At 44.3% G+C, this 20,643-nt stretch carries 23 protein-coding genes; 7 read left to right on the forward strand and 16 right to left on the reverse strand.

Annotated features, from left to right (window positions below):
* Nucleotides 1–134: 134 nt before the first annotated feature.
* Nucleotides 135–1,334 (forward strand): BaiN/RdsA family NAD(P)/FAD-dependent oxidoreductase, encoded by a 1,200-nt coding sequence (locus CWI32_RS06680; protein ID WP_100534918.1) that lies wholly within the window; start codon nt 135–137, stop codon nt 1,332–1,334.
* A 29-nt stretch (nt 1,335–1,363) separates the two neighbouring features.
* Here the strand turns inward: CWI32_RS06680 and CWI32_RS15170 are convergent, their stop codons facing one another.
* The 4 genes from CWI32_RS15170 to CWI32_RS06690 all read right to left on the reverse strand — a co-directional run bounded on the left by CWI32_RS15170 (nt 1,364) and on the right by CWI32_RS06690 (nt 4,336).
* Nucleotides 1,364–1,516: a hypothetical protein gene (locus CWI32_RS15170; RefSeq protein WP_167381268.1), complete on the reverse strand. Its 153-nt coding sequence runs from the start codon at nt 1,514–1,516 to the stop codon at nt 1,364–1,366.
* A gap of 125 nt (nt 1,517–1,641) precedes the next feature.
* Entirely contained in the window at nt 1,642–1,809 is a 168-nt protein-coding gene (locus tag CWI32_RS15175) for a hypothetical protein (RefSeq protein ID WP_167381269.1), read from the reverse strand.
* A 68-nt stretch (nt 1,810–1,877) separates the two neighbouring features.
* Complete coding sequence (locus CWI32_RS06685) at nt 1,878–3,827, reverse strand: mechanosensitive ion channel (RefSeq protein WP_074383455.1); 1,950 nt, start codon at nt 3,825–3,827, stop codon at nt 1,878–1,880.
* 203 nt (nt 3,828–4,030) lie between these two features.
* On the reverse strand, nt 4,031–4,336 hold the full coding sequence (locus tag CWI32_RS06690; RefSeq protein WP_005097890.1) for a hypothetical protein: 306 nt from the start codon (nt 4,334–4,336) through the stop codon (nt 4,031–4,033).
* Between the two features lie 567 nt (nt 4,337–4,903).
* Here CWI32_RS06690 and CWI32_RS06695 point away from each other — a divergent pair.
* The 5 genes from CWI32_RS06695 (at nt 4,904) to CWI32_RS06715 (ending at nt 8,778) form a co-directional block, all read left to right on the forward strand.
* Nucleotides 4,904–5,326 (forward strand): hypothetical protein, encoded by a 423-nt coding sequence (locus CWI32_RS06695; RefSeq protein ID WP_100534919.1) that lies wholly within the window; start codon nt 4,904–4,906, stop codon nt 5,324–5,326.
* A 293-nt stretch (nt 5,327–5,619) separates the two neighbouring features.
* The gene (locus tag CWI32_RS06700; protein ID WP_005169644.1) at nt 5,620–6,552 is read left to right on the forward strand and encodes a transporter substrate-binding domain-containing protein; all 933 of its coding nucleotides are present in this window, start codon (nt 5,620–5,622) and stop codon (nt 6,550–6,552) included.
* Nucleotides 6,553–6,611: 59 nt separating this feature from the next.
* Nucleotides 6,612–7,355 carry an amino acid ABC transporter permease gene (locus CWI32_RS06705; RefSeq protein ID WP_100358013.1) on the forward strand — a complete coding sequence of 248 codons (744 nt, stop codon included), beginning with the start codon at nt 6,612–6,614 and terminating at the stop codon, nt 7,353–7,355.
* Entirely contained in the window at nt 7,355–8,038 is a 684-nt protein-coding gene (locus tag CWI32_RS06710) for an ABC transporter permease subunit (protein ID WP_100329146.1), read from the forward strand. Before CWI32_RS06705 ends, CWI32_RS06710 begins: the two co-directional genes overlap by 1 nt.
* Nucleotides 8,039–8,052: 14 nt before the next feature.
* On the forward strand, nt 8,053–8,778 hold the full coding sequence (locus CWI32_RS06715; protein ID WP_171063342.1) for an amino acid ABC transporter ATP-binding protein: 726 nt from the start codon (nt 8,053–8,055) through the stop codon (nt 8,776–8,778).
* 69 nt (nt 8,779–8,847) lie between these two features.
* Here CWI32_RS06715 and CWI32_RS06720 read toward each other — a convergent pair whose 3' ends face one another.
* On the reverse strand, nt 8,848–9,609 hold the full coding sequence (locus CWI32_RS06720) for a ferredoxin--NADP reductase (RefSeq protein WP_100534920.1): 762 nt from the start codon (nt 9,607–9,609) through the stop codon (nt 8,848–8,850).
* A gap of 85 nt (nt 9,610–9,694) precedes the next feature.
* On the opposite strand from CWI32_RS06720, the gene gigC reads away from it, so the two are divergent.
* Nucleotides 9,695–10,573 carry a LysR family transcriptional regulator GigC gene (gigC, locus tag CWI32_RS06725; protein WP_005169640.1) on the forward strand — a complete coding sequence of 293 codons (879 nt, stop codon included), beginning with the start codon at nt 9,695–9,697 and terminating at the stop codon, nt 10,571–10,573.
* Nucleotides 10,574–10,619: 46 nt separating this feature from the next.
* Here the strand turns inward: gigC and CWI32_RS06730 are convergent, their stop codons facing one another.
* The 11 genes from CWI32_RS06730 to nuoH all read right to left on the reverse strand — a co-directional run bounded on the left by CWI32_RS06730 (nt 10,620) and on the right by nuoH (nt 20,640).
* The gene (locus CWI32_RS06730) at nt 10,620–11,321 is read right to left on the reverse strand and encodes a cold shock domain-containing protein (protein ID WP_100534921.1); all 702 of its coding nucleotides are present in this window, start codon (nt 11,319–11,321) and stop codon (nt 10,620–10,622) included.
* Between the two features lie 172 nt (nt 11,322–11,493).
* Nucleotides 11,494–11,853: a hypothetical protein gene (locus tag CWI32_RS06735; RefSeq protein ID WP_100534922.1), complete on the reverse strand. Its 360-nt coding sequence runs from the start codon at nt 11,851–11,853 to the stop codon at nt 11,494–11,496.
* A gap of 202 nt (nt 11,854–12,055) precedes the next feature.
* The gene (locus tag CWI32_RS06740) at nt 12,056–12,349 is read right to left on the reverse strand and encodes a cold shock domain-containing protein (protein ID WP_005097911.1); all 294 of its coding nucleotides are present in this window, start codon (nt 12,347–12,349) and stop codon (nt 12,056–12,058) included.
* Nucleotides 12,350–12,433: 84 nt separating this feature from the next.
* Nucleotides 12,434–13,069 carry a uracil phosphoribosyltransferase gene (gene upp / locus CWI32_RS06745; RefSeq protein ID WP_005097912.1) on the reverse strand — a complete coding sequence of 212 codons (636 nt, stop codon included), beginning with the start codon at nt 13,067–13,069 and terminating at the stop codon, nt 12,434–12,436.
* A 123-nt stretch (nt 13,070–13,192) separates the two neighbouring features.
* Complete coding sequence (gene nuoN / locus CWI32_RS06750; RefSeq protein WP_100534923.1) at nt 13,193–14,737, reverse strand: NADH-quinone oxidoreductase subunit NuoN; 1,545 nt, start codon at nt 14,735–14,737, stop codon at nt 13,193–13,195.
* Nucleotides 14,738–14,740: 3 nt separating this feature from the next.
* Entirely contained in the window at nt 14,741–16,354 is a 1,614-nt protein-coding gene (gene nuoM, locus CWI32_RS06755; RefSeq protein ID WP_100534924.1) for an NADH-quinone oxidoreductase subunit M, read from the reverse strand.
* Nucleotide 16,355: 1 nt separating this feature from the next.
* The gene (gene nuoL, locus CWI32_RS06760; RefSeq protein ID WP_100534925.1) at nt 16,356–18,251 is read right to left on the reverse strand and encodes an NADH-quinone oxidoreductase subunit L; all 1,896 of its coding nucleotides are present in this window, start codon (nt 18,249–18,251) and stop codon (nt 16,356–16,358) included.
* Nucleotides 18,248–18,556, reverse strand: a complete 309-nt coding sequence (gene nuoK, locus CWI32_RS06765) for an NADH-quinone oxidoreductase subunit NuoK (RefSeq protein WP_004280769.1) — start codon at nt 18,554–18,556, stop codon at nt 18,248–18,250. The genes nuoL and nuoK overlap by 4 nt, the downstream gene beginning before the upstream one ends.
* Entirely contained in the window at nt 18,556–19,074 is a 519-nt protein-coding gene (gene nuoJ, locus CWI32_RS06770) for an NADH-quinone oxidoreductase subunit J (protein WP_171063341.1), read from the reverse strand. Before nuoJ ends, nuoK begins: the two co-directional genes overlap by 1 nt.
* Nucleotides 19,074–19,616: an NADH-quinone oxidoreductase subunit NuoI gene (gene nuoI, locus CWI32_RS06775; RefSeq protein ID WP_005097919.1), complete on the reverse strand. Its 543-nt coding sequence runs from the start codon at nt 19,614–19,616 to the stop codon at nt 19,074–19,076. The genes nuoJ and nuoI overlap by 1 nt, the downstream gene beginning before the upstream one ends.
* A gap of 16 nt (nt 19,617–19,632) precedes the next feature.
* A complete protein-coding gene (gene nuoH / locus CWI32_RS06780) occupies nt 19,633–20,640 on the reverse strand; it encodes an NADH-quinone oxidoreductase subunit NuoH (RefSeq protein ID WP_100534926.1) in 1,008 nt (335 codons plus the stop codon).
* Nucleotides 20,641–20,643: the final 3 nt, after the last annotated feature.

Below are 20,643 nucleotides of genomic sequence, written 5' to 3' on the forward strand. Positions count from 1 at the left end.
TAAGCCGACTTACAAATATTTTATGTTTAAACTCTAATACGGATTGGCAATCAGCCTGTTGATTGTTCAGGAATAGAGAAAGCGGAAATAAAATTGTCTATAATGCTTTCCTTTTGTTCTCCCTCGAGTGTTTTATGTCTTCCAAGCAATACGATGTTCTCGTCATAGGTGCCGGTGCTTCAGGTTTAATGACGGCGTATATGGCTGCACAACGTGGACGTAAAGTCGTAGTGGTGGAAAAAGCCAATAAAGTTGGCAAAAAAATCCTGATGTCTGGCGGCGGTAAATGTAATTTTACCAATCTGGAGGTCGAACCAAGCCATTATATTTCGCATAATCCACATTTCGTCATTTCAGCATTAACGCGTTATAGCAATTGGGACTTTATTGGCCTGGTCTGTGAATATGGTATTGCTTATGAAGAGCGCAAACATGGACAACTGTTTACCCTCAATGGTGCAAAAGATATTCTGTCAATGCTGTTGGCAGAATGTGATAAAACCGGTCTGGTCGATCTTAAAACCAGCTGCGAAGTAAAAGCAGTCAATCCAGTCGATGATCAAGGATTTCAAGTCGCCACGTCAATTGGATATTTTGAGGTTGAATCTGTGGTGGTGGCATCAGGTGGCTTGTCCATCCCGACGCTGGGTGGTTCGGGCATTGGCTATGACATCGCAAAACAGTTTGGACATCATGTTTATCCAACCCGTGCCGGTTTGGTGCCCTTCACTTTCTCTGATGGATTTAAGGAGGTGACGACTCGTTTGAGTGGCAATGCCGTAGAAGCGACACTCTCCAATGAGCTCAACAGTTTCACCGAAGCACTGCTGTTTACCCATCGTGGTTTAAGTGGCCCAAGCTCCCTGCAATTGTCCAATTACTGGAATGTCGGTCAAAGCTTTCAAGTCGATTTCTTACCAAGTGTAGATTTGCTGGATTTCTTTAAAGCCAAAAAACAAAGCCAGCCCAAAGTGTTATTGCGCACTTTACTCAATGAATTTTTACCGAAAAGTGTCGTGGCTGAATTACAGAGTCTAATCTGGACTGACGTCACTGAAACCGCAATTGGCAATATCAGTGATAATCAACTGGAGCAGATTGCGACACGGCTGCATGGTTTTGAAGTGAAACCATCCGGAACAGAAGGCTACCGTACTGCGGAAGTGACTTTGGGCGGTGTGGATACCAGCGAGGTTTCTTCAAAAACCATGGAAAGTCAAAAGCAGAAAGGCCTGTATTTTATTGGTGAGGTGCTGGATGTTACCGGACATTTGGGCGGCTATAATTTCCAATGGGCATGGTCATCTGCGCATGCCGCATCGGAATATATTTAATCAATAGATCATCAAGACTGATATTTAGTTCATTCCAGATAATCTGTCTTAAACAGCTTGAGATTGGCCGTATTTCCTAAACGGTCAATCGTCAGCTGCATTTTTCGAGTGGCTTCTCGCAAATATAGCGGTGCTTCATCTGCTGAAGTGTTCTTGAATGTATATGATAGTGTTTGCCACATGATGTTGATCTCCCTTTTTTATATTTTTAATGCAAGAAGAATACCAAAATCATTTTGGTATTCACCTGAATATTATATATTTCTTAAAGGCCAAATTCTATTGTTTGTTATTCAGCAGAATTCTTTCAGTTAAATTCGTCTGTATCAGGTATTTTCCTATCCAGCGCTCGCTCTGACAGCTCGTCCTGTTTGCTCTTCACAAAAATAAATCGATAGGCCGCGGTAAAAAAGCCAATGGTAATTCCCGCGATAACCAAAGGAGCCAGAACTTTGTTGGGTTTCTTGCTATTCATTTATTTTTCCTCGTGACTGAAAAAAATCGACCACATGAGCGTGGCCGATTTTGGTTAAAAATGACAGGTTATTTCAGGTCATCTTTTTTCTGAGTGGAACGATCAATATCGACATTTGGTTCTTTTTCTCCGGTTGAACCAAATGGATTATTGACTGGCGGATGAGTCGGATCGACTTTTACTGAATCAGGTACGGCTTGATCCGCATCCGGATTGACCGGATCAATACCCAATGATTCATCATCCTGCGGTGCAGTGGTGAGGATTGCCGGTGTGGTATGCGATAAGTCCGTACTCATTGGCGTAGTACCCTCTGCGTCTGAATCTTGATTTGGCACAATACCTGCTCCTGGCGTAGTGGTTGAAGAATCAGTAGTACCGGTCATGTTTTGTGAACGGTCGGAGTATTGTCCCATTGATGTATCTGTAGAACCCATCCCCATCGCTGCACCTGTCGTGCCTGCCATGTCCGTTGTACTTGAAGTACTCTGAGTACCTAATCCTGAAAATATGCTGTTTTCAGCTTGATCTTTGACTGGATTCGGTTCTTTGGCTTCGCGTTTTGCTTTATCAATCAGATCTGTTAAAACTCGCTCCGCAGGCTGACGACCACCCAGACCAAAGGCCAGAGCAAATGCTACTGCGACAGCACCCAGCGTTAAACCAAATGCCAGGTTCACAATCGAGTCGGCAATACCCATGGCACGTAGACCCATGGCAACGACCAAGCCCATAATCAGGACACGCACCAGATTCGCTAACCAGCGTGAGCTGTTATATTCACCGCGTTGTACAATGTTCGCGACAATATTTGCCAGCCAGAAACCGATCACCAGAATCACGGCACCGAGTAAGATGTTGGCGCCGAAGTAAATAAACATCGCAATCAGGCCGCTCACCTGTTCAAAGCCGAGACGGTCTGCTGCTTCGGACACCGCAAATAACATGGTGAACAATACGATCAGATAACCGACCACACTCGAAAGTTTAGTGGTGCCTAAAAAACGCTGTACATCCAGTTTGGCAGGAATTTCATCAACACCTGTACCCGATACCACTTCAACCACCAGACGTGCGACCAGTTTAGAGACCACATAAGCCAGAATCAGAATTAAGGCAGCAGCGATAATATTCGGAATGGCATTCATGATTTCATACAGCATTGCCGTGGCAGGCTGAGAAATCGCTTCGACACCCAATGCTTCAAAAGCAATAATCAATGCAGTAATGATCACGACGGCGAAGATGAATGAACCAATCACCTGTGCCACATTGGAATTTTTGAAAATACCTACTTTTTCAGCTTGTTGTTGTACATTCAGACTGTTTAATAGGCCTTCAACAATACCGCGAACAATTTTTGCCAGAATATAACCGACAAAAATGATCACTGCAGCAATAAAGATATTTGGTAAGTAGCTTACGACATCAGTCAGCATATTCTGAACTGGTAACAACAGACCGTTGAGTCCCAGAATAGACAGTACGATTGGCAAGAACAGTAATAAAATTAACCAGTAAGCAATTTCACTGATGTTCTGACTAATGGGACTGACACCCACTTCAGCACTGAGTTTTTCGTCTAGTTGGGTTCGGTCAAGTAGCTTTTGTAGCCCTATTTTCACCAGGTTGGCGACAATCCACCCTATGAATCCGACTGCAATTGCACCTAGTAACTGCGGGATAAATAACAGGAATTGCTGAATCATATTACTGAAAGGACCACTGATACTGGTCAGGTTGAGTACATTCAGTGAACCAATTACGGCAATAATCAGAATAATCCAGAACACCACCCGGGCAATAATACTTTCGATATTAGAGCGATGGCCTGTCGCCGTATTTAAGTGTGTATTGGTTCCAAGTTTTTGCAAGACTTTCTTGACTGCTGCCGAAACCAGTAATGCAATGATCCAACCAATGACTAATATGGCAATTGCACTCAGAATGGGATGAAACTGATCCCAATAATACATGGCGTCGAAGCCGCCACGCGGACTTCTCATATAATCATTCATGTTGTTTTACCCTCTTTGTTATTAAGCTATTTATCTGAAATCGGGAGCCTATCCTTGAAACATTCAGCCCCTTCTTCTTTCGGATTCACCTTCAGATTTGATGTTTTTAGACTTGAGCCAGCTAGCTATCATTAGCTTAAACATCACAATATATTGCAAAAAAGCCCCAGTGGTTTCACTAGAGCTTTTGATATATGTCTGAGTTATCGAGCCGCCTGTGCATCATCTGTCGCAGTTGCTGTTGCTTCTGTTCCATCACCTAGCGTTGCAGTAGCTTCTGTAGGTTCACCGACTGGAGTCGTATTGTTTGGTGTCGCAGGTTGCACATTAGGGTTCGGATGTCCAGCAGGTGCATCATTTGCGTCTGGATTCATGTCAGCAAACATATAGAACAGTAATGCCAGTAAAAAGATACCTACCAAAATCAAGATATAAACAGGAATACGCTTTTTTTGCGTCACTGCTGTCTGATGATCTAAAGGTGGTTTTTTATTGAAATCATCGACCATAACCATCCTCACTCTTTGTTATTCATAAGTAGATTTTTAGCATAACAAGCAGTTAAAACAGCTTCTGTGACAAAACATGGTGAGATGGTGACGGGATGTAAGTTATATGTATGAATAATATTTAGAATAATCTTTAAGCAATCGTGCTCATTTTTAATTCACTGATCGCTACTGGTTGATGGTGAACAGGTTTAACTCAGCATTATCCTGCTATTCATTTTTCCCTTATGTGAATGACATAGAAAATTACTGGCAGATCAACACATCTAATCGCTTGAATAATTGCAACACTATTCGCTTAAACCTTCTTATAGAGCTATATAAAGCGTATCAGAAAAGAAAAAGGCTCTATAATCAATCTGATAATGAGGTTTAGCTTCTCCATTCTTTTCCAATCCCAGTTTGCTTGAGTTGCCTGAGTGATATGCAGTCCTTTGAAATTCAAGAGCTTCAGTACGCGACCTCAGGGCAGAACCAACACTAAAATTTGCGCTAAACAATAGCACTGCTCAGTTTCTATAAAATGGGCTATAATGTGTCCCTCATTTTTTTATTTCATCGAGCTCTATGGCGTATCGTCAACAAAGTGTATCGTTGGATCTTGACACTGATGTCACCCACCAATGCACTTTGCATCATACTCGCGATCAGCATCTGATCGGGATTATCGAATTCAGTAAACCGAGTTTTGCACTGCGCTGGCAAGACCTGGAGTATTTCCGTCGTCGTACTGAAGAGTTTTCCGTGATGCCTTTCCCGGACTGTGTCAACGCAATGATTATCGATATCCGAGATGTAACAGCATGGCTCGACAATGAAGTGCCAATTATTCCATGGCGTTTATTGGAAGAGGATTGTCCGGTACGCTTAGTCGTCCCTGCGGATCGTCTTGAGCACTACGCTGGATTCTTTGAACCGACCTGGCTCAGCGCCGATGTCGAAACGGCCATTCAAGAAATTCGTGAATCGATGGATATGTTTGTGCATTAAGCTTGAACCGATAAAAAAACCTCCAGTTTGGAGGTTTTTTTGTGACTTTTTCTTTCTTATACTTGTAGTTCAATCTCTTTATTTATTTGCATTCCTTTGAGCATCCCACAGATTTCCTTTTCTGATTCAGTAACATTTCAGCAATAAATTCAGCTTGAGTCATGCTTGAATCATCAACTAAGATGAATATAAACGAATACTTAGACTTTATAGCAATAATCAGAATATTGTCTTAGCAGCGTCTGAAAACGGACGTACTCATAATAATTGAAAATGAAAAATGGAGTTTCACGATGAAAACAAAGACTCAATTCGCTACGCTGCTGTGTGCCAGTGCCCTGACCTTGGGACTGAGTGCCTGTAGTGATAATCAGGCACCAAGCAATCAGCAAGGCAGCGAGAATACTTCTGGCACGCTCAATAAGATCAAACAGTCCGGCACGATTGTATTAGGTTATCGTGACTCCTCGATTCCATTTTCTTATATCGCTGATAATCCGAATCAGCCGGTCGGCTATGCCCATGACCTGCAACTAAAAGTGGTCGAAGCCGTCAAACAAAAGCTGAATCTTCCTGATTTAAAAATCCGCTACAACCTGGTGACCAGCCAGAACCGGATTCCACTGGTCTCCAACGGTACGGTTGATCTGGAATGTGGCTCGACGACGAATAATAAGGAACGCCAGCAACAGGTCGATTTCTCTGTTGGCTTTTTTCAAGTAGGTTCTCGTCTCTTAACCGCAACCAATTCTGGTATTCAAGATTTTAGCGATCTGAAAGGCAAAAAACTGGTGACCACTGCCGGCACCACATCGGAACGCTATATTCGTCAGCATGAAAAAGAATTGGGCATTGGTGAAATTATTTCGACCAAAGACCATGCAGAATCCTTTTTAATGCTGCAAAGTGGCCGTGCTGCTGCCTTTATGATGGATGACATTTTACTGGCGGGAGAAAAATCCAAGGCTAAAAATCCGCAACAATGGCACATTGTGGGTACAGCACCCATCAATGAAATCTATGGCTGTATGTTACGTAAGGGAGACCCCGAATTTAAGCAGGTGGTAGATGACGCGATTAAAGCCACATATAGCTCCGGTGAAATCAATAGCATGTACCAGAAATGGTTCCAGTCGCCAATTCCACCGAAAAATATCAACCTGAACTTTGCCATGTCTGATGACTTGAAGGCCCTGATCAGCACCCCGCATGACCGCGATCAATAGACTCTGAATCTTATTCATCTGCTTAAGCATCAATTGTTTAAGCCCATTTTGGAGTGATCATGAATTACAGCTGGAATTGGGGTGTCTTATTACAACAGACCGGGATTGGTGATAGCACCTATCTCAACTGGATCATGACTGGCCTCGGCTGGTTAGCGGTCATTGCGATTGTAGCCTGGTCGATTGCCATGCTCTTGGGTAGTCTGCTGGGCATCATGCGCACCTTGCCCAGCCCAACGGCCCGGGCAATTGGTAGCGCTTACGTCACCATTTTTCGGAATGTGCCTTTACTGATCCAGTTATTTATCTGGTTCTATGTGGTTCCGAATTTTCTGCCGAACAGCATTCAAAGCTGGTGGATCAATGATCTGGGAGCCAATACCACGGCGCTGATTTCAGCCAGTATTGGTTTGGGACTGTTTACCGCAGCGCGGGTTTGTGAGCAGGTGCGTACCGGGATTGAAGCAATTCCACCTGGGCAGATCAATGCCGGCTATGCCATGGGGTTTAGCACTACACAATTATATCGCTATGTGATTTTACCGCAGTCTTTTCGCATGATCTTACCCCCCTTAAGTTCTGAGCTGACCAACTGTGTCAAGAACACCTCGGTGGCCTCACTGGTCGGGGTTGCGGAACTCATTTCCCAGATGAAAACCATCAGCGAATATACGCAAAATACCATTGAGATTTACACCTATGTCACCCTGATTTTTATCCTGATCAATGTCTGCCTGATTGGCTTGATGAACTTTCTGGAAAAGCGCCTTCAGGTGCCCGGTCTGATTGCGGGGACTAAATAATGGAATGGTTCACTGCATTTTTTCAGGATTTACAATTATCCGCACCTGCCCTATGGCATGGTCTGAGTATTACTTTAAAAGTCTTATTTTTTGCCACCATTGGCGGGGTCTTTATTGGCACCTTACTGGCATTGATGCGGCTCTCTTCAATCAAGGTGTTGAACTGGATTGCCAAGGGTTATGTCAATCTGTTCCGTTCGATTCCCCTGCTGCTGGTACTGATGTGGTTCTACTTCGCTGTGCCTTTTATCTATACTGGGGTGACTGGAAAATATCTGACCATGGATACGGCACTGGTGTCCAGTATTGTGGCTTTTATGCTGTTTGAAGCCGCCTATTTTTCCGAAATTGTCCGTGCCGGAATCCAGTCTATTCCGAAGGGACAAACAGATGCGGCCTCTGCCCTCGGCATGAGCTATGGCCAGTCCATGCGCCTGATTGTACTGCCTCAGGCCTTTCGCAAAATGACACCGCTATTATTACAACAGACCATTATTTTGTTTCAGGATTCCACCATGGTGTATGCAATTGGCCTGCTGGACTTTTTCCGCACCAATTATGTGCGTGGTGACCTGATGGGTTTACTCACCCAATATATTCTTTTTGCCGGTTTGGTCTATTTCACCATCAGTATGATCGCCACCTATATTGTTAAAAAATTACAGCAGAGGTTAACTGTATGAACGAAGCCAAAGTCATGATTGACCTCCAGCATGTCAGTAAATGGTATAAAGATTTTCAGGTACTGACCGACTGTACCACCCAGATTCGGCAAGGTGAAGTGGTGGTGGTTTGTGGTCCTTCCGGTTCAGGAAAATCCACCCTAATTAAAACTGTCAATGGTCTGGAACCTGTTCAGCAAGGCAGTATTCTGGTCGATGGAATTAAAATTAATGATCCGAAAACCAATTTAAATAAACTAAGAAGTCGCGTGGGCATGGTGTTTCAGCATTTTGAATTGTTCCCGCATCTCAGTATTACTGAAAATCTGAGCATTGCCCAGATCAAGGTATTGGGTCGTTCTGAAGCCGAAGCCAAACAGAAAGGACTTGCTTATCTGGATCGTGTCGGCTTAAGTGCACAGGCCAATAAATTCCCGGCACAACTTTCTGGCGGACAACAGCAACGTGTCGCGATTGCTCGTGCGCTGAGCATGGATCCGATTGCCATGTTATTTGATGAACCAACTTCTGCGCTTGACCCTGAAATGATTAATGAGGTGCTCGATGTCATGGTCGGTCTGGCCAAAGAAGGCATGACCATGATGTGTGTCACCCACGAAATGGGCTTTGCCCGACAGGTTGCCAACCGGGTCATCTTTATGGATCAGGGAAAAATTGTGGAAGATTGCAGTAAAGATGATTTCTTTAATACAGCGCGTGGTGAGCGTGCCCAGCAATTCCTGAACAAGATTCTGCACTAAGCTGTCATTATTCACCTTGCAGATAAAAAAGCTCATCCAAGGATGAGCTTTTTTATCTGCAATTCAGACTTACCAATAATTCTCGACTGCAATATTGCCTTCACCACGCCGGTTCATGATCAGGCCGCGGGCTTTTAAGGCTTCTTTGGTATCATCGACCATTTCCGGGTTACCGCAAAGCATGACATGGGTGGTTTGCGGATTGAGCTGCATACCTGCGACTTTTTCCAGCTCGCCATTGGCAATCAGCACCGGTAAGCGGTCGTGCAAAGGTGCATCAGGCTCACGGGTAATAATCGGAATAAATTTAAATCCGCTATGTCCTTCGCCAAAGGTTTCGGCAATTTCCTGAATCCGTTCCACATAAGCGAGTTCAGCCCGGCTACGCACGCTATATACCAGATTGATTTTTTCGTATTTGCTCCAGGTTTCAAAGTCTTGCAACATGCACAGAAACGGTGCCAGACCAGTTCCAGTGCCCAGTAACCACAAGTCTTTGGGCAAGGGCAACTGATAACGGGCCAGCGTCAGATAACCATACGGAATTTTTTCCAGAAACAGCTCATCCCCTACTTTAAGATGCTGTAAATTGGAGGTAAATTTACCTTCTGGAACCACAATCGAAAAAAACTCCAGAGTTTCATCAAAAGGAGATGACACCACCGAATAGGCACGAACCACCAGTTCATCTCCCACTTGCAGGCCAATACGCGCAAATTGCCCCGCAGTGAATTTGAAGTGTGCCGGGCGTGTCATGGTGAAACTGAATAATGTATTGGTCCAGCGGTGTACAGATAAAACTTTTTCTTGGCTAAATTTTTCAATTGACATGATTTCAACGTGGCATGAAAGACTGTGCTCATGGTAGCATGGCAATATAATTTATTAATATTTTTTAAATGTTAAGGCTCTACTCATGCGCATGACTTTACGCCAATTGGCTGTTTTTGTAGCAGTGGCACAAGAGGGTACCGTAACGAAGGCTAGCGATGCCGTCAAACTTACTCAAAGTGCGGCTAGTATGGCTTTAGCAGATCTGGAAGATGGTCTGGGTGCTCCATTATTTGACCGTCTAGGCAAACGTTTACAGCTCAATGACCTGGGGCGCTTTCTTCTCCCTCAAGCGCTGGAAATTTTAGGTCGATGCGAATCTTTTGAACAGGTTGCGAAAGGTGAGCTTCAAAGTATCGATTTACGTTTAGGTGCAACCCTGACCATTTCAGATTACCTGATTCCTGACCTGATGGCCGATTTTCTAAAAATTCAGCCTCAAGCGCATTTACAGCTGCAAGTTGGTAATACCCGTCAAATGATTGAAGCGGTGAATCAGTTCCAGCTAGATTTGGCCTTGATCGAAGGCTCCTGTCATCTGCCACAACTGCAATGTATCCATTGGCGCGATGATGAGCTGGCGGTGTGCTGTGCACCGGATCATCCCCTAGCGCAATTGAACCGTGAGCTGACCGCGGAAGATTTCAAATCTGTAGAGTGGATTCTGCGCGAAGAAGGTTCAGGTACTCGCGAAGTCTTTGATAATGCCATTTTGAAAGATGTGCCGGATGCCAATATCCGTCTGACACTTGGCCATAATGAAGCAATTTTGAAAATCGTAGCCGGCGGAATCGGCATGTCCTGTATTTCCAAACTTGCGATTGAGCCTTTACGCGAGAAAGGTCAACTGGTGATTCTCAATACTCCGTTCTGGTCTTTAACGCGTCCATTGTTTATGCTGGTACATCGCCAGAAATATCAGGGGCCAGGCCTGAGAGCCTTTATGAATTTCTGTGAAGCCTAAATTTGTTTTCAATCAAAAAGCACCTTAAGGTGCTTTTTATTCTATCTTAAAATTGGCTTTCACACGGGATGCCATCGCCGTCACCATCCATTTTAGTATTTGGACAGTTCCGGATAAAAAATAAAGCCTCTTCGTAAGAACCCATCTGGCTACAATGTTCTCTTCCATCACATTTGAATTGAGATATAGATTGCGAAGCCGTCTCTGAAGTTTTCGGATTAATAGAGTAACTTTGGCTTGGTAACTCAGCACCACGATTTTCTAGATTCTGCCTACCCTGCTCAGATAATCCCTCCATAGCTAAATCACCTTGTGCCGCTCGCTGCTCTACTATCAGTTGTTCAAGCTTCTGCTGTTTTTGAACTTGGTAGCTTTGGTATTTGTTATAAACAAGCCGAACAAGAATCGCAATAATAATTAGTCCCGATATTGTGATTAGTTTGGATCGAGTTGATAATTTTGTCTTTTCATAACGTGGAGAAACATGTGCTTCAGGATCTTCATATAAATCATTATTCTGCTTAATAGCCAATTTTGATTTAATATCCAGCCGGATAATATGGTCTGCCTTAAACTTTCCATTATCTTCAACCATTAAAAACTTTAATTTTTCCCCAATTTTTAGTGGAATATTTTGATTGGGAAAGTCTTTAATGTGAAAAAATAAGTCTTTAGATTCCCCTTCGATTTGAATAAAACCAAAACCACGTGCTTCGTGATAGGTTTTGATTTTCCCCTCTTGAAACATAATTCACTCTTGTCTTTGATATTTTTAATAATTGTAATAAAAAATACATCAAAAAGCTTTTATGAAATTCTTTAATAGAAAAACCAAAAAAGCACTTATAGGCGCTTTTTTAAATTGAAGAATAGAGAAATACCGAGTTAAAAATAGAAAATTAAAAATTTCTGGTTTAAATTTATACTTCACCCAAAATTATAAAACCAACTGCGGATACCAGTGCCAACCATAGCGTTGGGCTAAAAAGAATTGAACGCTTTAACGGAACAGATATTGTGGGTGCCAAAGATGGTAATGCCACAACTTCCGCTACAAACTCGTCCTGTACTTTGACATCTAGGCGTACCATATTGTCCAATATTATGGTTTCCTGATGAGGAATCATTCTAAATTTAAGCAGTTCTCCAATTTGAGGATCAATTTCAAGTGAAGGTAAATCCTGTAGCCTAAAACTTAGTTCTTGAGCGTCATCTGCTAACTCAATGCTGCCTGTACCACGTTCGGAATCATAAGTTTTAATTTTTCCATTCCTAAACATGACATTTATCCCTATAAATCAACAGATAGTATTTTAAGTGAGAAGAAATAGAGATGATTGTAGCGCTTTGGTAGACGTTTTATTGTTTGCGTAACGAAGTATAAGCTTTAAGTTACAAAACCTGAGGTAAGACTATAGTTCATGAATTTTTAGATAAAAAAGAGGCGAAAATGCCTCTTCATTTAGTCAAATTCACGGTTAATTAACGCTTGAGATTTGATAGTAATGCGGAAGTAATTGACTGGTTATGTGCAGCGACCTTAGATTTTTTAGCTTTCTTTGAAGTATCCTCAACACGTTCAATCTTAATGGCTTTATACTTATCGCCATTTTCTACCACATTAAATTTCACGCGTTCATTGCGTTTTGGCTCGCCTTCTGCCGCAGGAAAGTCTGAAATATGGAAGAACACATCTCCCTCAGCTGAACCAATAAAACCAAAACCTTTTGCAGGGTCGTACTGTTTGATTTTGCCCTGATATAATTCATCTTTCATGCTGTTGTCCTATGCTGAAAATGCCCGATCTACATTATATAAAAAAGAGGCTGTAGTAGCCCCTTTTTTCGTCCTGTTCAAAAATTAGTCTTTCTGAACTGAACCAAAGATTTTATCGCCAGCATCACCAAGACCCGGAACGATATAACCATTTTCATTTAAACCGCTGTCGATTGATGCAGTGAACATGATCACATCAGGATGTGCAGCCTCTACACGCTTAATACCTTCCGGTGCGGCAACCAGAACCATAACACGAATGTCTTTACAGCCACTGGCTTTGAGTACATCAATTGCAGCTACAAGAGAAGAACCTGTCGCCAACATCGGATCAATGATCATCGCGATACGGTTTTGTACGTCTGGAACCAGTTTTTTATAATAAGTACGGGCTTCCAGGGTTTCTTCATCACGCTCTAAACCGAGTACAGATACTTTTGCACTTGGAATCAGATTTAAGAAACCATCCAGCATGCCAATACCGGCACGTAGAATCGGCACAACCGTGATTTTTTTACCGGCAATACGGTCAACTGTGACAGCACCATTCCAGCCATCAATATCATGTTCAACCATTGGCAGGTCTTTAGTCGCTTCATAAGTCAGAAGCATGGTCACTTCTTGAGCTAACTCGCGGAAGTTTTTGGTACTGATATCTGCACGACGGAGTAAACCGAGCTTATGTCGGATGAGCGGATGACGGATTTCATGGATTGCCACAGGAGAACACCTAAAAGGTTAAAGATAAATTTCCGCTATTATAAAGGCTTTTATTGATTTGTATAAATAAAAAAGCCCCCAATCATGGAGGCTTTTTTGTAATAACGTCAATCTTCGCAGATATTAGTTAAAACCACTTTGAACCAAAGTGAAAATGAATTGCTGTAATTCAGGTGATATTGCGAAGAACGCATATTTAGAAATCGCAATCACTGGATCTGGATAAACACCAATCACAAGTACCGCAAGTGCAGCAAGTAATACCATGATACCGCCGACTTTTTGACCCCAATGATTCACCGCATCTAGACGTGGTGTTTCAGGTGGTGTCATGTACAGCACGACCATCACGCGCAGGTAGTAATACAAACCAATACCTGAACCCAGAATAACCATTGCAGTCAGGAACCAGGCTTCGCCTGCAACCGCAGTTTTAATCACCAGGAACTTACCGATAAAGCCGGCAGTTAAAGGAATACCTGCAAGAGACAGCATCATTACGGTTAATACAGCAGTCAGGACTGGACGGCGCCAGAACAGACCACGGTATTCAGCCAGACTACCCGCTTCATCCGTATTGTTATACGGACTCGACATCAGCGTCACAACACCGAAAGCACCAATCGTGGTTAATACATAAGTAATCACATACACGTTTACACTTTCAAAAGTCGCAAAACCTTGAACCTGTAAGAAATCGGTATTACGTGAACTGACGATGGCAACCAGCAAATAACCAAAGTGCGCAATTGAAGAGTATGCCAGAATACGTTTCAGGTTCACTTGGCGAACAGCCAGCAAGTTACCTGCAAGAATCGACAATACTGCAATAATCGAAATGATCGTTACGAAGCTGTCTGCCAGGATTAAACCTGAAGACAAAATATAACGAACAAACAGACCAATCATCGCCACTTTTGCCACAGTCGCAAGGAAAGTCGCGATTGGTGCTGGTGCACCTGCGTAGACGTCTGGTGTCCATTTGTGGAATGGTGCCAACGATAATTTAAATGCCACAGCAAATACAATTAAGGCCAGACCAATTACCACAGCTGGCTGACTGAATACAGTAAACAGTTTGCCCGGTTCAGCAACGAAACTTAAAGTACCGGTATAGGCATAAATATATGCCATACCCATCAGCAGCATTGCAGACGCAGTTGCTGAAAGCACCAGATATTTCACACCTGCTTCAAGCGATTGAGAACGTTGATGTGTATATGCCAACAGGCCGTATACAGGAATCGACATCAACTCAAGGCTAATAAAGAATGATGCATAGTGCGAGCTTGCCACCATTAACATTGCACCCGCGACGGATATCAACATCAAGATATACAGCTCTTCACGGTTATCTTTATAAGTTTCGATATACGCGTGTGACAAGGTACTACAGGCAAGTGCAGCAATCAGAATCACAAACTGGTACAACATCGTAAATGGATCTACGATGAACAGATTCATCACATTGGCAGGTGCAAATGTGCCTGCCAACAGAACGAAAATGATATAGAACGCTGCTAAGTTCAGACCAACAACAGTTGTCGTCGCAACAAGATTATGGTTACGCTTGATTGCCGTCAGCAACATCACGACGATCGCAGTTAACGACACGATCATCACAGGTGCGAGCGGCATAAGCTCAGAAAAAGACATTGTGAAGTTCATGGCTTATTGGATCTCCACATTTTCAAGTTGAGTCGTTACCTGATCAGCAACTTCAACCACTTCTTGAACTGGAATGTAGCTATTCGCTAACCACGCCATGCTTGAGTTAGACACATCAAGGAAGCTTTGTGGGTATAGACCAAGCCAAAGTAGACCAAACGCGCAGATCAACAATAACGCGATTTCACGTGCATTCAGATCTTTTAATGGATGTGTATAGTGCTGTTTTTGCGCTTCGTTTGGCACACCAAACAGGGCTTTGTGAATCAGGATTAGACCGTACAGACCTGCAAAGACCAGACTGATTGCCGCAAGAATAGTGAACGCCGGGAATTGTGCATAAGCACCCATCAAGATCAGGAACTCACCAATGAAGTTACCCAGACCTGGAATACCGACAAGCGCCGCAACAAAGAACATCAGGAAGAATGCAAGATACGGGAACTGACCACGCATCCCCCCCATCAAACGCATGTCACGCGTATGCACACGCTCATATACCTGACCACACATAATGAACAGTGCAGCAGAGGAAATACCATGTGCCAACATCATGATCATCAGACCCTGGAAGGTCAGGATGTTACCTGCGTAAATCGCAAGTAAAACAAAGCCCATGTGGGAAATAGATGTATACGCCAGTAAGCGTTTCATGTCGGTTTGCTGGAAAGCACACCAGGCACCGTAGAAGATACCGATTAAACCCAGAATGATCGCGATATCTGCAAACTGAGCCGAAGCTGCCGGGAAGAACGGAATCACGAAACGCAATAAACCGTACGCCGCAGTTTTAATCAAGATACCTGCAAGGTCAACAGAACCCGCGGTTGGTGCTTGCGCATGCGCATCTGGTAACCAGCCGTGTAATGGGAAAACTGGAAGTTTTACCGCAAAACCGATGAATAAACAGATCATGAATGCATAAGCAACCGCTGGAGCCTGAGCGTCAAGCGTATTCGCCACACCTAATAAATAGTTGTAGTCGAAACGGATTTCGCCGGTCATGCTATAGCCAACAGTCACCAGACCCAGGATACCAATCAGCATCACCAGACCAGCAACCTGCGTGTAAATGAAGAACTTGTTTGCTGCATAAACACGTGACTTGCCTTCTGCCCCTTTATGACCCCAAAGGGCAATCAGGAAGTAGATCGGTACCAGCATCATCTCCCAGAAGAAGAAGAACAGGAACAGGTCAATCGCCAGGAATACACCGATGACACCACCCAGAGACCATAAAAGGTTGAGGTGGAAGAAGCCAACGTTCTTTTGAATCTCGCCCCATGAACAGCCTACTGCCAGCACACCAAGGAGTGCCGTCAAGCCAACCATCAGCAGAGATAAACCATCCACGGCAAGGTGAATGTTAATGCCCAGGGTTTGAATCCAAGGCAGTTTGAATTCGGCAGCCCACGAAGGTGTCGCAGCGCCCAATTCATAGTTATAGGTACCAGTCTGCCAAAGGACGATGGTCAAGACCAAAGTCACCAGCATACCGATCAGCGCGATATAACGCGGCAAGTGTTGGTCGAGTTTATCGACCAACCAGCATATGAAACCTGCAATGAACGGAATGAGGATCAGAGCCGGCAAAATAATATTGTTTGGAGCTTCCATTTTATTTCCCCACGACCTGAATCACGATCAAGATCATCAGTAGGACAACGACACCGAGCCCCATACTAGATGCATATTCACGCAATGAACCGGTTTGACGTGAACTTGTAAAGCTGTGACCACTTTTGACCAGTGCAGGAAGTACCAGCCATAGACCATCAATTGGATCACGACCGAACAGTTTAGCGAACAGCAAATATGGCTTCACGAAAATAAGGTCGTATAGCTTATCGAAACCTAATGCATTCCGGCAGATATTGACCAGACCAGCACCCACAGAAGTGGCAGCAAAACGTTTGACTGCATTGTAAGCAAAAGCGAACAGCACTACACCAACCACAAGACCCGTCAATGCAACAGCAATGGCGATATATTCAGCCCCATGTGCACCCGCTTCAAGCGCTTCAGGAATAATGAAGGCTGGAATTTGGGCTGCATCCAGAATGCTCATCACCGGTGCTTTCAGTACGATTGCCAGACCTGTTGAAAGGACTGCAAGAATCGCTAATGGGCCCCAGTAAGTTGCACCTTTGATTTCATGATAAGGCGTGTTTTCCTTGCCGAAGAATACCACCCAGATTAAACGGAATGTATAAATCGAAGTTAAGAAAGCACCTGCAACACCGACCCAGTACAGCGTGTTATACACTGGTAAACCAGCAATATGACTTTGCGTCCAGACTGCAGCAAGAATTGCATCTTTTGAGAAGAAACCAATGGTCAGGAATGGAATCGCTGCCAAGGCACCGCCACCAATCGCGAAACATGCAAACAGGAATTTGTTCTTGTAGAACAAACCGCCCATCTTGAAGATGTTCTGTTCATGATGGTAAGCCAGAATTACCGCACCAGACGACAAGAACAAGAGGGCCTTGAAGAATGCGTGAGTCAGCATGTGGAACAGACCTGCCTGGTATGCTTCAGCACCAACTGCCATAAACATATAACCGAGCTGACTCATGGTTGAGTAAGCCAGAATACGTTTGATGTCGGTTTGAACCAGTGCTGCAAAACCAGCAACAAGCAAGGTCACCGCACCTGTGATCGAAATAAACACCATCACTTCTGGTGCAAGTTCAAAGACTGCGAATAGACGGCAGCACAGGTAAACACCCGCTGTTACCATGGTCGCAGCGTGGATCAATGCAGAAACAGGTGTTGGACCTGCCATCGCATCCGCCAACCATGTTTGTAATGGGATCTGTGCAGATTTACCTGCCGCACCCAAGAACAATAACAATGCTGTCCAGATGGTCAGTGAAGAACTTTGCGTCATTACAGTCGCTGCATTTTCAACGATGTACTGAATGTTCAAAGTACCGAATTGCTGGAAGATCAGGAACATGGCAATCAGCAGGAATACGTCACCGATACGGGTAACAGTAAACGCCTTGATTGCCGCCAGACCATTTGCAGGGTTCTGGTAGTAATAACCAATCAGCAGGTATGAACACAGACCTACACCTTCCCAACCTAAGAACAATAACGCCAAGTTATCGCCAAGCACGAGAAGCAACATGCTTGCAACGAACAGGTTGAAGTAAGAGAAGAAACGTGCAAAGTCTTCTTCACCGCGCATGTACCATGAAGCAAAGATGTGAATTAAGAAACCCACACCTGTCACCATGCCCAGCATCAGTAAAGACAAACCGTCGAGTTGCAAGCTGATGCCCGGTGCAAAACCACCGACATTGAACCAGGTCCACAGGTGCTGAACATAGAGTTCTTTACCATTGTTAACAAAGTCCAGACCTGCAATCAGTGCAAACAGTGCCGATAAACCAACAGCACCGACACCAATTATCGCTGCAACATTTTCAGGAAGCTTGTTGCGCCCCGCCGCTAACAGGACAAAACCAATGAGCGGAAATAAAATTGTTAGATATAAATAACTCATCCGCGCATCTCACTAGCAGCATCCACATCCAGGTGATGGAAGCGATGATAGAACTGAAGGACGATCGCAAGACCAATACAAGCCTCTGCCGCAGCAAGCGTCAGGATCAGGATGAACATGATCTGACCATCTGGCTGTGCCCATGCACTGCCCGCCAGGACGAACGCCAAAGCAGCAGCGTTCATCATGATTTCAAGGCTCATTAAAATAAATAGTAGGTTGCGTCGCACCATTACACCGTAAAAACCCAGTGCAAAGAGAATAGATGCAACGATCAAACCATGCTCTAAAGGGATGTTGCCCATTATTCTTTTTCCTCTTCTGCATCTGGCTCACGTTTACCCAAATGGAATGCAGCTACTAATGCAGCAAGCAATAACATCGCGGCAACTTCAACCAACAACAAGTACTGCGTAAAGAGTGCTTGACCCACGGCTTTCGGGCCCACCATTTCCACACCCATTACCAGTGAAGGCTGTGCGTAATCAGAGTTTAATACCCATACCAGTACCAGACCGATCAGGAAGCTCATCAGCGCCGGATAAGCCCAAGCCGATGAAGTTAACCATTTACGTTCTTGTTCAACGGTTTGTTCACCCAGATTCAGCATCATCACCACGAACACGAACAACACCATGATCGCGCCAGCATAGACAATAATTTCGAGGGCAGCCGCGAACGGCGCACCAACGATCATGAACATGCCTGCAACAGCAAGCAAGGATACGATCAGGCTTAATAAAGCATGTACCGGATTCGCGTTAGTCACCACGCGAACCGTAGAGACAATGGCCACAAGGGCCATTAAATAAAATGGCCACATCATGGTAATAGACTCCGTACATCAACAGGTGCACTTTCACGCTGTGCTTGACCTTTGTCCTTGCCTGCAACTGCCATACCGGTGACACGGTAGAAGTTATAGTCAGGATATTTACCAGGACCAGAAATCAGCAAGTGTTCTTTTTCATAGACCAGGTCTTGACGAACATATTCACCGAGTTCGAAATCCGGGGTCATTTGAATGGCTGTGGTTGGACAGGCTTCTTCACACATACCGCAGAAAATACAACGTGAGAAGTTGATACGGAAAAACTCCGGATACCAGCGACCATCTTCACGTTCTGCTTTTTGTAATGAGATACAGCCTACCGGACAGGCAACCGCACACAGGTTACATGCAACACAACGCTCTTCGCCATCAGGGTCACGCGTTAATACAATACGACCACGGAAACGTGGTGGCACGATTTCTTCGGCCGGCACTTCTGGATATAAAATCGTGTCACGTTTACGCGTTACATGGCTAAACACCATCCAAAGCGAACGAACAATCGATCCAAATCCAGCTAGAAATTTAAACATTTTGTTCTCCCTGCCCTTACCACAAGATCACGGCACCAGTCACCAACAGGTTGACTAGAGCTAATGGCAAGCAAATTTTCCAACCAAAGTTCATTACCTGGTCATAACGTGGACGCATTAATGAACCACGTGCCAACACGAACATCATTACAAAGAATGCTGTTTTGATAATGAACCAGAATGCTGCTGGAAGGAACGGAATTTCAAGGTTGAATGGCGCGAGCCAGCCACCGAAGAATAACGTCACGATTAAAGCAGAGATCAGTACTACGTTGACGTATTCCGCAACGAAGAACATCCCCCACTTCATGCCGCCGTATTCGACATGATAACCTTCAGCCAGTTCTTGTTCTGCTTCTGGTTGGTCAAATGGATGACGATGCGTCACCGCAACACCCGCAACCACGAAGATCAGGAAGCCAAGGAACTGAGGCACCACGAACCAGACATCACGTTGTGCTTCAACGATTTCACGCATGTTGAATGAGCCGGCAATTGCCACCACACCCATCAGCGAGATCCCCAGGAACACTTCATAAGAAATGGTCTGAGCCGCAGAACGTAAACCACCGAGTAAGGCGTATTTGTTGTTGGATGACCAGCCACCGAACAGTACTGCATAGACTGCAATACCTGCCATTGCCATAAAGAACAACAGGCCGATGCTCATGTCTGCCACACCTAGATAAGGTGAAACAGGAATAACCATGAACGACAGCACAGCAGTTGCCATCGCAACTGCTGGCGCCATACGGAAAGTCAGTTTGTCAGCAAATTTTGGTGTCCAGTCTTCCTTGAACATGATTTTCAGCATGTCGGCAACAATCTGGAACATACCGCCCGGACCGACACGGTTCGGACCGTAACGGTCTTGCCACAAGCCGAGTAAACGGCGTTCAATAAAAGACATCAACGCAGCGATCAGTACCACAACCAGTAAGATCACGATCGCTTGAATGACTGAATAGGCGATTGGCCAGTTTTCAGCCCAAAACGGCGTTTGACGGATTAATTCTTGTTCCATGAA

Source organism: Acinetobacter pseudolwoffii (assembly GCF_002803605.1).
In the GTDB taxonomy this organism is placed as follows: Bacteria; Pseudomonadota; Gammaproteobacteria; order Pseudomonadales; family Moraxellaceae; genus Acinetobacter; species Acinetobacter pseudolwoffii.

Bases quoted from the DNA above. Each gene is read 5' to 3' on its own strand.
- CWI32_RS06680 (WP_100534918.1), top strand. From the start codon at position 135: ATGTCTTCCAAGCAATACGATGTTCTCGTCATAGGTGCCGGTGCTTCA.
- CWI32_RS15170 (WP_167381268.1), bottom strand. From the start codon at position 1,516: ATGTGGCAAACACTATCATATACATTCAAGAACACTTCAGCAGATGAA.
- CWI32_RS15175 (WP_167381269.1), bottom strand. From the start codon at position 1,809: ATGAATAGCAAGAAACCCAACAAAGTTCTGGCTCCTTTGGTTATCGCG.
- CWI32_RS06685 (WP_074383455.1), bottom strand. From the start codon at position 3,827: ATGAATGATTATATGAGAAGTCCGCGTGGCGGCTTCGACGCCATGTAT.
- CWI32_RS06690 (WP_005097890.1), bottom strand. From the start codon at position 4,336: ATGGTCGATGATTTCAATAAAAAACCACCTTTAGATCATCAGACAGCA.
- CWI32_RS06695 (WP_100534919.1), top strand. From the start codon at position 4,904: ATGGCGTATCGTCAACAAAGTGTATCGTTGGATCTTGACACTGATGTC.
- CWI32_RS06700 (WP_005169644.1), top strand. From the start codon at position 5,620: ATGAAAACAAAGACTCAATTCGCTACGCTGCTGTGTGCCAGTGCCCTG.
- CWI32_RS06705 (WP_100358013.1), top strand. From the start codon at position 6,612: ATGAATTACAGCTGGAATTGGGGTGTCTTATTACAACAGACCGGGATT.
- CWI32_RS06710 (WP_100329146.1), top strand. From the start codon at position 7,355: ATGGAATGGTTCACTGCATTTTTTCAGGATTTACAATTATCCGCACCT.
- CWI32_RS06715 (WP_171063342.1), top strand. From the start codon at position 8,053: ATGATTGACCTCCAGCATGTCAGTAAATGGTATAAAGATTTTCAGGTA.
- CWI32_RS06720 (WP_100534920.1), bottom strand. From the start codon at position 9,609: ATGTCAATTGAAAAATTTAGCCAAGAAAAAGTTTTATCTGTACACCGC.
- gigC (WP_005169640.1), top strand. From the start codon at position 9,695: ATGCGCATGACTTTACGCCAATTGGCTGTTTTTGTAGCAGTGGCACAA.
- CWI32_RS06730 (WP_100534921.1), bottom strand. From the start codon at position 11,321: ATGTTTCAAGAGGGGAAAATCAAAACCTATCACGAAGCACGTGGTTTT.
- CWI32_RS06735 (WP_100534922.1), bottom strand. From the start codon at position 11,853: ATGTTTAGGAATGGAAAAATTAAAACTTATGATTCCGAACGTGGTACA.
- CWI32_RS06740 (WP_005097911.1), bottom strand. From the start codon at position 12,349: ATGAAAGATGAATTATATCAGGGCAAAATCAAACAGTACGACCCTGCA.
- nuoN (WP_100534923.1), bottom strand. From the start codon at position 14,737: ATGAACTTCACAATGTCTTTTTCTGAGCTTATGCCGCTCGCACCTGTG.
- nuoM (WP_100534924.1), bottom strand. From the start codon at position 16,354: ATGGAAGCTCCAAACAATATTATTTTGCCGGCTCTGATCCTCATTCCG.
- nuoL (WP_100534925.1), bottom strand. From the start codon at position 18,251: ATGAGTTATTTATATCTAACAATTTTATTTCCGCTCATTGGTTTTGTC.
- nuoK (WP_004280769.1), bottom strand. From the start codon at position 18,556: ATGGGCAACATCCCTTTAGAGCATGGTTTGATCGTTGCATCTATTCTC.
- nuoJ (WP_171063341.1), bottom strand. From the start codon at position 19,074: ATGTGGCCATTTTATTTAATGGCCCTTGTGGCCATTGTCTCTACGGTT.
- nuoI (WP_005097919.1), bottom strand. From the start codon at position 19,616: ATGTTTAAATTTCTAGCTGGATTTGGATCGATTGTTCGTTCGCTTTGG.
- nuoH (WP_100534926.1), bottom strand. From the start codon at position 20,640: ATGGAACAAGAATTAATCCGTCAAACGCCGTTTTGGGCTGAAAACTGG.